Source organism: Actinomadura sp. ATCC 39365 (genome assembly GCF_054392275.1).
In genome coordinates, this window is sequence record NZ_CP184335.1 from 5,885,605 (window position 1) to 5,901,654 (window position 16,050).

Genomic DNA, 16,050 nt, shown 5'->3' on the forward strand with positions numbered 1-16,050 from the left:
GGACGATAGATGTGCGCATAGATGTCGTCAATGCCTCGTATTCGATCTGTTGCACGCAAATTTCAGGGCATTGACAAGGAACCCTGCGATCCCTACCGTTCGCCGCAGATCGCCTTAAAACGTTCTGCGCGAAGGGGCCATGTCCGGATGAAGCTCACCATCGCCGATGCCGGGCCCGTCAGCCCGCTGCCCATCCTGCGGCCTCCCGCCGTGGCGATCACCGACTTCGGGCACCCGCCCTCGCTGCTCCCGTACGGCAAGCGCGACTCCTACGGCCGGGACCCCGCCGAGCGGGAGGTGCCCTCCGTCACGCTGGAGAACGAGCACCTGCGGGCGGTGTTCCTGCCCGGCCTCGGCGGGCGGCTGTGGTCGCTGGTCGACCTCGCCACCGGCCGGGAGCTGCTGCACCGCAACCCGGTGATCCAGCCGGCCAACCTCGCACTGCGGGACGCGTGGTTCGCCGGCGGCGTGGAGTGGAACCTCGGCACCACCGGGCACTGGCCGTTGACCTGCGATCCGCTGCACGCGGCGTGGGTGGCGGCGCCGTACCCCGTCCTGCGGCTGTACGAATACGAACGGATGCGCGGCCTGGTGGTCCAGATCGACGCGAGCCTGCCGCCCGGCTCGCCGGCGCTGGTCGTGTCCGTCACCATCCGCAATCCGCGCCCGGAGAGCGTGCCGGTCTACTGGTGGTCCAACATCGCCGTCCCGCAGACGCCGCGCACCCGCGTCCTGGCCCCCGCCGACCGGGCCGAGCACTTCGGCTACGCCCAGCGGCTGACCACCGTGCCGTACCCGGGCGAACCCGACGCCGGCTACCCGGGACGCTGGCGTTCGGTCGCCGACTACTTCTTCCACATCACGTCGGACGTCCCCTGGATCGCCGCCGTCGACGACGACGGTTACGGCCTGCTGCACACCTCGACGTCCCGGCTGAAGGGGCGCAAGCTGTTCGGCTGGGGCGTTTCCCCCGGCGGGACCCACTGGCAGAGCTGGCTCTCGGGCGGCGGGGCGCCGTACCTGGAGATCCAGGCCGGCCTGGCCCGTACCCAGCTGGAGCACCTCCCGCTCCCCGGCGGGACCGCCTGGACCTGGACCGAGACCTACAGCCCCCTCACCCTGCGCCGCCCGCACGCCCCCTACGACGACGCGCGCGCGGCGGTCGACGTGATCGCCAGGACGCTCCCGCGGGAATCGGCGCAGCTCGGGCCGTGGACCGACCACCCCGTCACCGAGGTGATCCACCGGGGCTCAGGATGGGGCGCGCTGGAACGCAGGGCGGGCGGCCTGCCGGAGTCGACGGCCACCCCGTTCGCCGACGACACCCTCGGGCCGGAACAGAAGCCGTGGCTGACCCTCCTGGAGAAGGGGGAGCTGCCGGGCGAGGAGGCGGTGTGCGTCGTCGGCCCCCGCTGGCTGAAGCTGCTCCGCCCGGCCCGCGACTGGCCCGGCCGCTATCACCTGGGCCTGAACCTGTGGGCCGCCGGCGACCGGACGGGAGCGCTCGACGCCTGGCGCCAGGCCCTGGCCGGACGGCGTCACCCCCTGCTGCTGCGGGCGCTGGCCGAGGCCCACCGGATCGACGGCGACGACGCCGCCGCGGCCGTCCTCCTGCTGGAGGCGCACGCCCTGGCGCCCGACGTGCGCCCGCTCACCGTCGAGACGCTCGCCGCCCTGGTCGCCGCCGGCCGCCCGGCGCGGGCCCTCGACCTCGTCGACCGCCTCCTGCCCGGCGACCGCGCGCACGGCCGCGTCCGCCTGCTGGAGGCCCAGGCCGCCGTGGCCGCCGGCGACCGCGTACGCGCCGGACGCATCCTGGCGGCCGGCCTGACCGTCCCGGACCTGCGCGAAGGCGAGGACGCCCTGCACGACCTGTGGTTCGCCCACCACGGCCCCGATCACCCCCTCCCGCCCGCGTACGACTTCCGCATGGACTGATCCCGCCGATCATCCCGGCCCCGGGCGGTCGCGCTGCCGCTGGAACAGGCCGAAGCGCGGGCCGCGATGTGGCGGAGCGCCCGCCCGCCGGCCCGCGCGGCCCGAACGTCAGCAGCCCCAGCTGTCGTGATAGACGCCGTAGACGTTCAGGTAGTAGCCGAGTTCCACCTGCTTCCCCGCCGGGACACAGAAATGCTGGTTGTCGGAGGACCTCCGGTAGGTGACCCAGATCTTTTCGCTGGTCTCCTTGCAGTTGCGGTAGTACTCCGTCGAGCCCTTGGTGTAGTGGCCGCACGTGTCGTCCTGCGCGACGGCCGGCGAGGCGAGGACGGCGAGGTCGAGGCCGAGGCCGAGGGCGAGCGCGAAACCGAGGGCGGCAGTCTTCGTCTGAGCACGCATGTTGCTTCCTGTTCTGTGGAGGACCTCAGGTCCGGATGACCGTCAGTCGTGTCGGGGAGCCGCCGAGGTGTGTGGCCGGCACCGCCTTGAGAATCAGCAAAGCCACGTGGTGCTGGTGTCCAACAGGGCTGCGGACGACCTGGGCCGGACGCGTCCAGGCGCGGACAGAAGATCAGTCGGCCTCCGCGGAGCCGTGGCGCTGACCGGGCCTCGAAGCCAAGGCCCGGTCACCCACTCAGTCGCCCTGTTCGCGGGAGGAGGAAGCGTTCGGATGTGGCCGCGTCGAGGCGAGCGTGACCGGCTTGTCCGGCATGCGTACCCGCAGATCGCGGTCCGGCGCGCGCCGGGCGGGCGCCGGGGCGCCACCGGGCATCGCGCCCGTGGTGAAGTCCCACCAAACGCCCGGCACCTCGTGGGCGACGAGGGTGCCGGCCGTGGCCGTGCCGCCGTCGTAGCCGAGGGTGTAGATCAGGCGCTGGTCGTCGTCGGTGATGAACGCCGTCACCGGCCACGACTGCCCCGGCGCGCCGCCCGCCAGGTGGGTGGCGCCGCCCCGGTAGCTGCGCAGGCTGCGCACCGAGTCGTCGTCGGTGTACTCGTAGGCCAGCGCGGTGCCCTTCTGGCTGAGGAACAGCGCCTTGCCGTGACCGTTGACGTCCTCGGGGACCAGGCAGTTGCCCGCGCCCGGCGTGGCGCCGCCGATCCTGGCGACCATCAGGCACGAGGTCTGGGACGGATGCGCGGTGAACCGCAGGGCCACCACCTGCCCGTCGCCGGAGATGATCGGGTCGCCGACGTCGGTGCCCGGGAAGATCTCCGTCGTGCCGCCGGCGGCGGCGTCGTACAGCCAGGTGCGGTATTTCTGGACGGTGGCGTCGTAGGTGGACCAGGTCACCCGGTTGCCGTCGCCGGACAGGATGCCCTCGCCCGTCGAGGTCGGGCAGTCGCCGTCGGTCTGGGAGTCGCACGAGGTCAGCTTCCGCGCCGCGCCGCCCTTGACCTGCCGGTAGAGGTTCCACCGGGAGGAGCCCGAGTGCACGTCGAGCTTCTTCCAGTAGACGACCGCGTGCCCGTCGTCGCTGACGGCGGAGACGTAGCCGTACTCCTCCAGCGTCCAGGAGGTCCTGGCGGAGACGTCGTGCACGACCGACCTCGGGGTCAGCACGCCGGTCCACTCCAGCGAGGTGAAGGCGACCACGTTGCCGTCCCGGCTGGCCAGCGGGCCGCCGACGAATCCGGTGACCGGGGTGACGCCGTCGGCGCCCATCGACACGACCTGCGTGCCGCCCTGCGTGTCCTTGCGCAGGATGAACGGCGCGGTGCTGGAGGGCGCGCGCCGGTCGTCCGGCATGAGGTTGCTGCGGGCCTTGGTCATGAAGAAGATGTAGCGGCCGTCGCCGGAGGCCGCGGCGCCGGTGGCGCCGCCGGCCGTGCCGGAGGAGTCGGGCCGGCCCTGCGTCTCGGTGCTGCCCGCGAGGTCCGCGCCGAGCGTGGAGGGCGGGCCGAAGAAGATCACGTCCGTCGGCGTCAGCTTCAGCGGCGCGGACGGCTCGCCGCTGCCCTGGGCGTTCTGCGCGATCACGGTGACGCTGTACGTCACCCCGGGCGTGAGCCCCTGGACGAGCTGGTGCGTCGCGTCGCCGCCATAGGCGTACGCACGCGCGGTCTGGCTGCCGTCCTCGGCCGTCGCGGTCACCACGTAGCCGGAGATGTCGCTCATGCCGGTGTCGGCCGGCGGCGACCAGCTCACGGTGGCCCCGCGCAGCGTCGGCGCGGTGTAGGTGTCGAGCTTGGGCGGGCCGGGTGTGCCGTACTTCGTGCCGACCTCGACTCCGCCGCGCGCCTGCAACTGCGGGTGCCCGCCGGTCGCGGGGCTGGTCACCTCGACCTCGGCCATGCCCTCCTGCGCGGAGTTGTACAGGCCGTCCGCGGTGAGCGTGCCGGGGCCGCTGATCAGCTTCCACCGGGTGACGACGTCGTCGGGATAGCCGGAGACGGTGACCTTGAACTGGTAGTTCTGGCCCGGTCCCACCCCGCCGAGCTGGGGGGTGACCTTGATGCCCTGGAACGCGCCCGCGGCGTGGGTGACCGTCCAGAACGTGCTGATGATGTCGTCCTTGCGCCAGACCGAGTAGTCCTTGCCGATCGCGCCCAGGTCGATGGCGGCCCCGAGCCGGGCCAGCACCCGCAGTTCCCACCAGGGGTTCTGCGTGGTGTCGGCCTTGAGCTGCACGCCCGGCACGTCCACCACCAGGGCGGGGCCGGCCAGGCCGTACAGCAGGAGCTCGATGTCGGTGGAGATGGCGGCGGTGACCGTGCCGTCGCCGTAGGCCCCGACGCCGCCGTCGCTGTAGAAACCCGGGCCGCCGTCGTTCGGGGTGCAGGACGTGCCGCTCTTGCCGGTGTGGCAGCGCGTGCCGAACTGCTTGTCCCAGTGGACGGCGAAGCTCAGCCCGACCGACGCGGACGCCTCGACCGACAGCGCGACCGAGAAGCGCACGCACACCACGACCGGCACCTTGCCCACCATGAACGAGAAGCACGGCCCGTTGACGTGCCCGAGGTGCACCCGCTTGTCGAAGGCGAACCCGAGGCCCTGCTTCACCCGCACCTCGGAGCTGATCTTCGTGGTGTTGCTGATGTCCACGCCCCGGCCGGCGGAGTCGGTGCTGGCGCCCATCTTGGTGTCCTGGTCGATCACCGCCCAGCCCTCGACCTTCGTGATCGAGCGGCCCTTCTGCTCGAACGACTCCTCGAACTCGATGACCAGGTTCCCGTCCCGCAGGCCGATCCGCGGCCCGGCCGCCCGGTCACGGGTGTTCTCGACGGGTTTGACCAGCCGCGCCCCCGGCACCGACGGCACGAACTCCACCTGGTCGCCGGTGTCCACGCGGCCGTCGGTGGCGAAGTTGGCGTCGGTGAAGGCGTCGCTCAGCGAGGCGGCCGTGGTCGAGACGACGAACCGCCCGTTCTGCAGCGCGGTGCCGGACACCTTGCCGAAGAACCCCTCCGGGGTGCGTTCGGTCTGGCCGATGACCAGCAGCGTGCCCGCGGTGAGCCCGGTGACCTCCGCCGGCGGGTTCTCGAACTCCAGGGCCCGCCCCCGTACGGCCCGCAGCGTGGCCGCCGCCTGCGGGGACAACACCCGCGGCTCGCTCTTGACCGTGAGCTTCGGCGTGATCGCCTCGGTCGGGGCACTGGCCGTGCCGGTGCCCGCGGCGTTGGTGGCGCGCACGGTGAAGGTGTAGGCCGTGGCCGGGTCGAGCCCCGAGATCGTGGCGGTGGTGGCGGTGACCGTCGCGGTCCTGCCGCCGGGGCTGGCCGTCACCGTGTAGCCGGTGACGGGGCCGGTGCCGACGTCGGCGGGCGCGTCCCAGGTGACCTGGACGCTGCCGGAGGCCGGAAGCCCGGCCCGCAGGTGCGTCGGCGCGTCGGGCGGCCGGCTCGCCGCCGGGGTGACCGCCGCCGCGGTGCTCGGGGCGCTCGCGCCCACCGCGTTCCTGGCGACGACCGAGACCGTGTACGCGGTGCCGTTGGCCAGCCCGGTCACCGAGGTGACCGTCGTGTCGGGCGGCGTGTCGACGCTCCGGCCGCCGGGCTGGACGGTCACCGTGTACCCGATGATCGCCGAGCCGCCGTCCACCGCGGGCGCCCACTGCACGTCCACGCGCTGGTCGAGGGGGGTCACCAGCAGCGCGGGCGGGGACATGGGCACCTCGGCGGGCGCCGGGCGCGCCGCGTCCGACGGCGGCGACGGGTCTCCCGCGCCCGCCGCGCCGACCGCGGTGACGGTGAAGGAGTAGTCGGTGCCGTTGGTCAGGCCGGTGACCGTGGCCTCCGTGGCCGTCGTGTTCACGGTGGCGCCGCCGGGGGAGGCCGTGACGACGTAGCCGGTCACGCTTGCGGCGCCGGTCTCGGGCGGGGCCCAGGTGACGCGTACCGCGCCGTCCCTGCCGTACACGCCGGTGACGAACGGGCGGCCGGGCCTGCCCGCGACGCCGGGCGTGACCGGGTCGCCGGGCGCGGAGGCGTCGGAGACCCCGCTCGCGTTGGCCGCCGTGACGGTGAAGGTGTACGCGGTGCCGTTGGTCAGTCCGGTGACCGTGGCCTGTAACTGGTCGCCGGCGACGGACGCGGTCGCGCCGCCGGGGGCGGCCGTCACGACGTACCCGGTGATCGCCGAGCCGCCGTCGGAGGCGGGCGCGCGCCAGGTGACCTTCGCCGTACGGTCGCCCGGCGTCGCGGACACCCCGAGCGGCGGCGAGGGACGGGTGACCGCCCCGGCCGGCGTCACCGGCGCGGACGCGGCCGACCTCGCCGAACTGCCCACCGCGTTGGCGGCGGTCACGGTGAACGTGTACGCCGTGCCGTTGGTCAGTCCGGTGACCGTGGCCTTCAACAGGTCGCCGGAGACCGTCGCGGTCCTGCCACCGGGGCTGGAGGTGACCGTGTACCCGGTGATCGGCGCGCCGCCGTCGGCGGGACGCTGCCAGGAGACGGTCGCCGACGTGTCGCCCGCCGTCGCGCTCACACCGGCCGGGGCGGCCGGCACGGACGCAGATCCGTAGTAGTCGAAGGTGTCGACGGTCACGCTGACGCTCGCGGTGCCGGTGTTCAGGATCACGAACGTGCCGCCGGTGCCTACCTTGACCGGCACCAGGCTCGACCAGAAGTCGTTCGGCTGGTACGCGATCGAGCCGCCGCCCGGGATGCTCGCCTGGCCCGTGGGGTGGACGCGCAGCAGGCCGTTCACCGTGCCCTTGGCGGTGATGTTCACGCCGACCGCGCTCACCCCGGAGGCCGGCACACCGCCCTTGCCCAGCGGGGCGACCGTGTACGAGGCGCCCGCCGCCACCGTCACGGAGGTGAGGGTCCGTGACGGGGCGACGGGCGCCAAGATCGAGGAGGCGACCGCGGCGGCGGGCGTCGCGAAGTAGCCCGCCACGTCGGCGTACACCGTCAGCGCGGCGGCCCCGTTGTTGTTGACGGCGATCTTGCCGTCCGCCCCGAGGGCGGCGATGACCAGGTTCGACTGGAAGTAGGAGGGCCGGTAGTCGATGTTCGACCCGACGGGCAGCGTGCCGCCGGACGGGTAGGCGATCATCTTGCCGGACCCCGTGCTCTTCACCGCGAACGTCAGCGCCACGTACGCCACCCCGGAGGCCGGCACGCCGCCCACCCCCGCCACCGCGAACGTGGCGGTCGAGTTGGCCGCGACGCTCTGGTTGCCGATGACCCGGCCGGTGTTCAGCGGCACGTACCGGGCTCCCGCCGTCGCGGCGGCCGTGGCGGTGAAGTACCCGTGCACGTCGGCGTAGACGTTGACGGCGGCCGTGCCGGTGTTCTTGACCTTGAGCGCGCCGTCCGGGCCGAGCTTGACCGTCACGAGCTGGTCGTCCCACACGCCGGACCGGTAGCGGGTGCCCGTCACCGCGGGCGCCGCGGCCAGGTCGGAGGGGAAGACGACGAGGCCGCCCGCCGCGCTCGCGCCCTTGGCCGCGAAGTTCACCGCGACGCTCGCGACCCCGCTCGCGGGCACCGCGCCCACCCCCGCGACCTTGACCGTCGTGGTGGCCCCCGCCGCGATCGACACGTTGCTCAGCACCCGGACCCGGACGCCGTAGAACTGGCCCGGTCCCGGCTGAACCGACGCGGCGGCGGCCGGGGCCGCCCCCGTCACCACGAGGATCCCGGAGAAGACCAGGATGAGTGCTGACAACCATCGCATGACCACACCGGCCTCCTGGCTATGGATCACTCCGCGTTGCGCGGCTGACGCTACCAAGGGCCCTGAGCTCGTGAAATACGGCGAAAAATAGAGATTTTTCGTCTATCAACCGCCGTACGGCGGCTCGTCCGACTGCAACTTCGGCGGTAGCCGCCGTCAGCCTTCGCGGGCGTGGCGTCCGGCTGGAGGTGCAGCTGACCAGGGACGGCGGAGCCGCCTGCCGGGGCAGGCGGACTCGACGCCGACCGGCCGGAAGCCGCTAGGGACACGCCTTTCTGTACGGCAGTGTGGGTACGATCACCCGCCACTGGGCCGCGCTCAGCCCGCCCGCCTTCGCGCACACCGCCGCCGCCAGCGCCTCCCCGCCCACGGCGTGCCGCCTGACGACGCCGTTGCCGTCCACGGTCAGCACCGCCGACCCGTCGCCGGTGAACGCCACGTCGAGCGGCTGCCCGATCTCCGGGTCCTGCCCGCCGCCCTGGTCGAGCAGCGCGCCCAGATCCGTGCCCGACATCACGTCGACGAGCCGCACCCGGCCGCCCAGCTGGAGGGTGGCGATCAGGTCCTCGCGCGGCGAGTAGGCGGCGGGGTCGCCGAACCCGCGGGCGGTGGCGAGCCTGCGGCGCGTGGCCACGTCCCAGACCGTCATCCGGCGCCGCGCGTCGAGCACCACGACCGCCTTGCCGGAACGGGTGAAATACGCGCGCACCCCCTCGGCGTTCCTGCCGCCGCCGCCGAACGCCGGCCCCAACGCCTTGCCGCCGGCCGTCTCCAGCAGGTGCAGGCGGTCGCCCGCCACCACCAGCGTCCGCCCGTCGGAGGAGAAGGCCGCGTACGTCGCCGCGCCCGCCTCAGCCGACCACACGCGCCGCCTGGTCTGCCGGTCCCACAGCTCGACCCCGCCCTTCTCGGTGACCACGGCCAGCCTGGCGCCGTCGGGAGAGAAGGCCGCCTGCACGGCCGACGTGCGCAGCGTGCCCTGGACGGCGGCCGAGGCGGTGTCCACGATCCGCACCCCGGGCCCGAACGTGGCGACGAAACGGGAGTCCGGGCTGAACACCGCGTACTCCGCCGCCTTCAACGCGCCGACGTTCCTCCCGCCGACGTTTCTCCCGCCGACGGCCGACAGCTCGCCGTCGCGGACCACGAGCCGTCCGTCGCCGCTCAGCGCCGCCGTGCTCACAACGTGATCGTCGTTCTCGGTGCTCAGGTCGGCCACGTCCACCGAGAAGACCTGGTCGCCCAGCAGGTAGCGGAACGTGCTTCCGTCGAAGGCCCCCTGCGTCGCCTCATCGTCCCCGCGCACCTGGACCGTGGTGAGCAGTTGTGTGTCCGACCTGCGCCAGAACTGGATGGACCGCGAGGTCACCGTCGCGATGAGGCGGGCGCCGAACACGGCCGCGCCGCCGTTCCAGGCGCCCTGGGTGCCGGCGCCGTCCTTGTCGCCGATGAAGTCCTTCGCCCCGCTCCTCAGGTTGGTCAGCTCCAGCAGGCGACCGCGCCGTGCGGCCCGCCAGACCCCGTCGCGGCTGAACGTGCCCGCGGGGGCGGGCCCGAGCGCCTTGGCGGCGCCGGTCCGCAGGTCCCAGCGGGTACGCCGGTCAGCCTCCTCGAGCAGGACGGAGTCGTCCCGTTCGAACACGACGTCGACCCACTCGTTCGTGAAGTCCTTGGCGGTGGGGAAGGCGTGGTCGCTGATCGGCCTGCCGCTGACGAGGTCCACCGCGGTGGCGTGCCTGGCCGTCACGGTCACCAGCACCTTGCCCGACGGGCTCAGCGTCACGCTGTCCAGCGGCTCGGCCGGCCGGGTGCCGCGCGTCCGCAGAAGCCGGCCGTTCCGCACGTCCCACACGCGCGTCGCGGTGGAATCGGCGCTGATCAGGGTGCGGCCGTCGGCGCCGAGCGTCCGCACCGTGTCGCCCGCGGTCGACGGGTCGCGGAACATCGCCGTCTCGCGTTGTGCCAGCGAGGCCACCAGGGCCGCCCTGGTGGCTGGCGTGCGGTCCAGCCGCCAGGCCGCCAGGCTCGCCAGCATCGCCCGACGCGGGTCGCTCCCGCGCGTCGCGGTCGCCATCCCCGCCAGCCTGGCCGCCTCCGACCTGGTCAGCTGCCCGGCGATCTGCTCGGCCCGGTCGTCGGCCACCGCGCTCTGCTGAACGGCCAGCCCGCCGGCCACCAGCGCGATCACCAGCAGCCCGCCCAGGCTCAGCGAGGTCAGCCGGGCCCGCTTGGCCCTGTGCCTGGCCAGACCGGCCGCCGCGGACAGGAAATCGCGTTCGACGGGCGACAGGGTGATGTCGCGGCGGGCGGTGGCCGCCCACTCCAACGCGTTCTCCAGGCTGCTGCCCTGGAACAGGTCGCCGTCCCGGCGTCCCGCCACCTCCCAGCGTCGCGCGGCGGCGAGGATCTGCCGGTGTACGGCCAGGCCGTCGCGGTTGGTCTCGATCCACCGGCGGTACCGCGGCCAGGCCTGGGGCAGCGCCGGCCTGGCCAGCCGTACGCCGCTGTCCTGCCTGGCCAGGAGGTAGCCGAACACGGCGAGAATCCGCCGCACGGCGGCCACCTCGTGCGGCGCCCGCCCCTCGACGAACTCGGCCAGCTCGGCGTGCCGGGCCGACAGCTCGCCCGCCTCGTCCACCGTCACCAGGCGCAGGAACACCTCGGGGACCAGCTCGCGCTCGGCCGGATCGAGCATCGTGTACGCCTGCTCGGCCAGCGTGCCGAGCGCGGGATCGTGCCCCTGCGCGCCGATCCCGGCGGCCCGGTGGCCGCCCTGGGCGAGCAGGCGGGCGGTGTCGAGGTCGCCGTCGCCGCTGACCAGCGCCAGCAGCAGCTCGCGGGCGGTCGGCCGCTGGGCCGGCTCCTTGGCCAGTGCCGAGGAGACCAGCCGGCGCAGCGTCCCGGGCAGCGCGGACAGGTCGGGGGTGGCGGACAAGACCTGGTGCATGACGCTGCCCAGGTTCTCGGCGTGGAACGGATCACGGCCGGTGGCGGCGAAGACGATGACGGCTCCCCAGGCGAACACGTCCGCCGAGGCGTCCGCCCGCTGGCCGATGAACACCTCGGGGGCCATGTAGGTGGGCGTGCCGCTCACCACGCCGGTCGCGGTGAGCGACATCTCGGCGGTCCTGGCGATGCCGAAGTCGATCACGCGGGGACCGTCCGGGCCCAGCAGCACGTTGTCGGGCTTGAGGTCGCGGTGGATCACCCCGGCGTCGTGGATGGCGGTCAGCGCCGTCGCGATGCCGGTGGCCAGGCGGTGCAGGTCGTCGCCCGCGAAGGTCCTGCCCGCCGTGCGCAGGCTCGGGCCCTCCACGTACTCGCTGACGATGTAGGGGCGCGGGCCCTCCAGCCTGGCCTCGATGATCGGCGCGGTGCAGAACGAGGCCACCCGCTGGGCGGCCGCCGCCTCCCGGCCGAGCTGGGCCACCTGATCGCCGTGCAGCACCTTGATCGCCACCCGGCGGCCGTCCTCGGCGTAGGCCTCGTACACCACGCCCTGGCCGCCGGCGCCGAGCCGTCCGGCCAGCCAGTAACGACCGAGCCGCTGAGGGTCTCCTTCGATCAACACGGTGGGTTTGATGCGTCCATCACGGATGAAGTTCCGGCCGAAATGCCGATTTACGCATCATGAAAAATGTCGAACCCTTCTTGATCCGGACGCATCCAACCCTGACATGAACAAGATTCAGAAGCTTGCCGTCCTGGCTGTGCTCCCCGTTGCCGCAGCTCTCGTGGCCGTCCCCGCACAGGCGGCGGAGCGTCCGAGTTGTCCCGTCCCCTCCAAGGCAGAGGTGCGGCGCTCGTCAGCCGGCAAGGTCGACAAGCCCGCGAGAGGCGCGGCGGCGATCAAGGGGGTCCGCGTCGGCCGGATCCCGAAGGGCTTCACGTACGGGCAGGTCGTCGTCAACAAGCACGACGGCATCGTCGAGTACGGCTACCAGTGGTCGGACGACCGCGACGACGTGAGCCGCCGGCACCGGGCGCTGTGGGTCAGGGTGGTGTGCTGGCCGAAGGCGACCTCGCTGGCGCAGCTCAAGAACGCACCGTTCGACGTCGGGACCTTCTCCGGCGACACGACCACCACGAAGATCGGCGATCGCCAGGTGCTCCGCCAGGAGGGTGACGGCGCTTTGGGGGCCGGTGTGTACACGGGCTGGGTCGAGCGCGCGGGAGTCGTCGTCACCGTGATGGCCAGCCCGCCTCTCGTGCCGGGGTTGGCGGGGATCATCAAGGGCATCCGCCTCTGACCCTGCTCCTCGACGTATCCGTCAAACCCCGGCGAGCCATCGACGGGCGGGGCATACTCGGTAGCGCACGGTCACTGTCCGCACCTCCCGGGGGACATTCATGGCCAAAGCGCGCCGGAGCCGGAAACGCGATGACAATCCCGACGGCGGCCTCGACGGCGGCTCCGACGGCAAGGGTGAGGGCAACGGCTGGAAGGCCGCCCGCACCTGGATCGCCGGGATCGTCAGCGCCGTGCTCATCGCGGCGATCGGCGTGGTGTTCACCGCCTGGTACACCGCGCGCGGTTCCGACACCCTCGACCGCATCGGCGGCGAGCCCCCGCTCACGGTCGGTCACGTGGAGGTCGAGTACGGCGAGCGTGACCTCGCCCTCAGGGAGCCGCTGACCGACCCCCAGGACCGGGCGACCCTGCTGGGCAAGGCCGTGAACGACGCCGACCTGGCCGCCATGTTGTCCCGCCACCACATCGCCACGATCGACGACCTGACCGCCACCGTCGTCCTGGTCGGCAACCGCAGCAGCGTGCGCGTCATCGACATCGAGCCGCGGATCCTCCTGCGTGCGCCGCGTTCGGACGCCGTCTACCTGGTCGAGGAGACCGCGGGCGAGACCGGCACGGTCGAGCTGGTCGCCGACCTCGATCGGCGTCCCCTTCGCTTCGCCATGAAGAAGGAGCCGGACGTCCCGTATTTCCGGAAGAAGCAGATCGACCTCCAACGGGGCGAACGGGTCACGCTCAGCCTGTCGGTCGTCGGCGAGGACGCGTACTACGAGTTCGACCTCGTGGCAACGGTGCTGGCAGGGGAGCAGTCGGAGCAGATCGTCATCAAGGGGCCCGGCGGCGGGCCGTTCCGGCTGACGGGCCGGGCCGGCTCCTACCGCAAGGCGTACCGCAAGGCGAGCAACGGTGGCTGGACGCCGATGCCTCCCGGCCATGCCTGCACCACGGCGGACAAGTGCTGAGGGCCGCCGCCGCCGTGCTGGCGGCGCTGTTGCTGATGGGCACGGCCGCCGGCGCGGCCGGCGACACACTCGCGCCGGTCCGGTGGCGTCTGGCGTGGACGGCGCCCGCCGACGGCGAGTACTGGAACTGGGAACTCAACGTCCCGCTGCACGGTGCGTCCGCGCAGGCCCTGGCCATGGCGACGGCCGGCAACACGGTACGCGTGCACGAGGCCCGCACCGGCAGGCTCGTCCACACCCTGTCCGGCTTCGCCGCCCCCATCGCCGGGACGTGGGTCGCGGCCGGCACGGTCGTCGTGCTCACCGCGGATCCGCGAGGCGGCGACCAGCGGCTCCAGGCGTACGACGCGGGCACGGGCGCGCTGTTGTGGCGGCGCCGGATCACCCTGTCCCGGCAGGACGTCGAGGCGGGCGCCGGGCGTTACCAGGGGCCGCGGATCATGGTGACCGAGCGCGGTCTCGTGCTCGCCGAACGGGAGTCGGAACCCCTCGCCCTCCTCTCCCTGGACCTGCGCAAGGGCACCGTCGCGGCCAGAACCGTGCACGAACGGCACTGCCACCTGACGGCCGCCGCCGGCGCCCGCTCGATCTTGCTGCTCGACCACTGCGCGGGCGACCGGGTACGCCTCGCCGCCGCAGACCCCGCCACGCTGCGTACCGGCTGGACGCGTACGCTGCCCTCGCCTGCGCTCCGGCTCTCGGACGCGCGGCCGCCCTCGTTCGGCATCACGATGAGCGGCGACGGATACGCCCAGGTCACGAGCGGCGACACCACGGCCTTCTACGCGCCCGACGGCCGCCGCCTGTCCAGCGCGGAGGAGGCGCTGCGTCCCGGGCGGGGCGGCCGGTGGAGCGAGCCGCTGTTCGCCGGCGGCGTCCCCAGGATCGACCACGGCGGCGTGCTGTGGGCGGGCCCGGCCAAGTGGCCGCTGCCGGCCTTCCTGACCTCGCTCGACACCGTCACCGGGCGCCTGCGCGCGCTGCCGATCTCCGTGCCCGCCACCGGCACCGTCCTCGTGGGGACGGCCCCCGGCCTGGCCTTCGTGCGGCCCGCCGCCGGCACCGTCGCCGCCTACACCCTCGGCTACGGGGTGCCGGACGGGCGCGAGCTGCTCGGCGGGGTCGCGGCGGACGCCTGGCCGGACGCATGCGACCTGCTGCCCCGCCCTCCCGGGGGCGGCTACATCACCAGGCCGGCCACCCAGGCCCTGTTCGGGCGGGCACTGCCGAAGCCCGTCCAGTGCGACCGGGTACCGCCGACGGACGACGAGCCCGTCGTCTCCTTGTCGGTGGACTGGGTCTCCGCCGACGCGCACCGCCTGTACGGCGTCGAGACCGCCTTCATCAAGCGGGAATGGTTCCACGATCCGGTGACGGAGGATCCGTACCTGCTCGTCTTCCTCCGGTCCACCGCCACCGGCACCGGCAGCGCGCCCGAGGCCGTCGTGAACGTGGGCCCGGTCATCGTCCGCCTCACCTCCTCCTCGCAGCAGACGCTCCACGCCGTCGCCCCGCAGGTACGCGACAAGCTGCTGGCCCGCTACCGGCTGCCCCGGCGCGCGCCCGCCGCGCTGCCGCAGGTGCGCTGGAGCTTCCCCGCCGACGCACTCGTGGTGACCGACCCCGTGGTCCGCGGCGGCATCGTGTACACCGCCGACGGCAGCCAGGTCTACGCCGTGGACGCCGCCTCCGGCCGCCTGCGGTGGAGCCGGGCGCCCGGCGGGTCCTTGGGCCGTGCGCTCGTGGTCGCCGGCGGCCTGGTGCACGTCGCGGACGGGGCCAACCTCTACGCCTTGGACGCTAGTACGGGCCGGCCGCGCTGGCACCGGCGGTTGAGGCACCTGCTGGACTTCACCGTGGCGGAGGGCCGAGTCTTCTACCGCGACTGGTCCCGTACCGTCGCCCTCGACGCGGCCTCCGGCCGGGAACTGTGGCGCTCACCCTACGCCGGCGGAGCCGACGCTCCCGTCGCGGCGGACGGCCTGGTCTACGTCGCCGGCCACGCGCTGGACGCCGCCACCGGACGCCCGCGATGGCACGTGGAGACGGGGGAGAACACGGTGGTCGCCCCGGCCGGAAAGGTCGTCTACCTGGGTGGCGCCGGCGAACGCCTCCACGCCCTGGACGCCGCCACCGGCGAGGAACGATGGAACGTCCCGCTCGGCGCCGCCCCGCTCACCGCCCCGCTGCCCGACGGCGACGCCGTCTACGTGCGCGGCACGGACGGCGTCCTGCACGCGCTCGACGCCCGTACCGGCAGGCGGCGCTGGATCTTCCCGACCGGCGTCGGCCTCGCGGGCACGACCCCGGCCGCCGACCGGCGCCGCGTCTACGTGGAGGCCCCCGACGGCGCGGTCCACGCCCTGGACGCCGCCTCGGGAACGGTGTTGTGGCGCACCCCGACGGGCGCGCCACTCAGGTCCGGCCTCGTCCTGCACGCGGGCACCGTGTACGCGGGCACCGTCGACGGCACCGTGCATGCCCTGGACGCCGCCACCGGCGCGGACCGGGCGCTGGTCAGCGGCGGCGGAACGTACGCGACCGCTTCCGTCGCCGCGAACGGCCTGATCTACACGGGTGCCGGCGGCAACCTGTACGCCCTGCGCCCTCGCTGAGCCGGGACAAATGCCAGGATTCTTCCGGTCAGGCGAACAGCGCACGGAAGGCCACTTCCCGGTCGTCGCGTTCAGGATGCCTGGCTGCGGCTGAGCCGGTCCGACGCGGAACAGATCGACAACCTCGGCGGATGGCTGACCACCGTCGTCGCCCCG

The 16,050-nt window shown here is 73.4% G+C and carries 7 protein-coding genes; 4 read left to right on the plus strand and 3 right to left on the minus strand.

The genetic code is table 11. The features are described 5' to 3' along the window. Positions 1-147 precede the first annotated feature (147 nt). Entirely contained in the window at positions 148-1,938 is a 1,791-nt protein-coding gene (locus tag ACNF49_RS28700) for a DUF5107 domain-containing protein (RefSeq protein ID WP_482939389.1), read from the plus strand. 108 nt (positions 1,939-2,046) lie between these two features. Here the strand turns inward: ACNF49_RS28700 and ACNF49_RS28705 are convergent, their stop codons facing one another. From ACNF49_RS28705 to ACNF49_RS28715, 3 genes are all read right to left on the minus strand, one after another. Beyond that, a complete protein-coding gene (locus tag ACNF49_RS28705; protein WP_482939390.1) occupies positions 2,047-2,337 on the minus strand; it encodes a hypothetical protein in 291 nt (96 codons plus the stop codon). A gap of 235 nt (positions 2,338-2,572) precedes the next feature. Beyond that, positions 2,573-8,056, minus strand: coding sequence for a fibronectin type III domain-containing protein (locus ACNF49_RS28710; protein ID WP_482939391.1), 5,484 nt, complete (start codon positions 8,054-8,056; stop codon positions 2,573-2,575). Between the two features lie 268 nt (positions 8,057-8,324). Beyond that, positions 8,325-11,636: a WD40 repeat domain-containing serine/threonine protein kinase gene (locus ACNF49_RS28715; protein WP_482939392.1), complete on the minus strand. Its 3,312-nt coding sequence runs from the start codon at positions 11,634-11,636 to the stop codon at positions 8,325-8,327. 10 nt (positions 11,637-11,646) lie between these two features. On the opposite strand from ACNF49_RS28715, the gene ACNF49_RS28720 reads away from it, so the two are divergent. The 3 genes from ACNF49_RS28720 to ACNF49_RS28730 all read left to right on the plus strand — a co-directional run bounded on the left by ACNF49_RS28720 (position 11,647) and on the right by ACNF49_RS28730 (position 15,894). Further along, positions 11,647-12,315 carry a hypothetical protein gene (locus ACNF49_RS28720; RefSeq protein ID WP_357984621.1) on the plus strand — a complete coding sequence of 223 codons (669 nt, stop codon included), beginning with the start codon at positions 11,647-11,649 and terminating at the stop codon, positions 12,313-12,315. Between the two features lie 100 nt (positions 12,316-12,415). Then, positions 12,416-13,279 (plus strand): hypothetical protein, encoded by an 864-nt coding sequence (locus ACNF49_RS28725; RefSeq protein ID WP_482939393.1) that lies wholly within the window; start codon positions 12,416-12,418, stop codon positions 13,277-13,279. Further along, a complete protein-coding gene (locus ACNF49_RS28730) occupies positions 13,273-15,894 on the plus strand; it encodes an outer membrane protein assembly factor BamB family protein (RefSeq protein ID WP_482939394.1) in 2,622 nt (873 codons plus the stop codon). Before ACNF49_RS28725 ends, ACNF49_RS28730 begins: the two co-directional genes overlap by 7 nt. Positions 15,895-16,050: the final 156 nt, after the last annotated feature.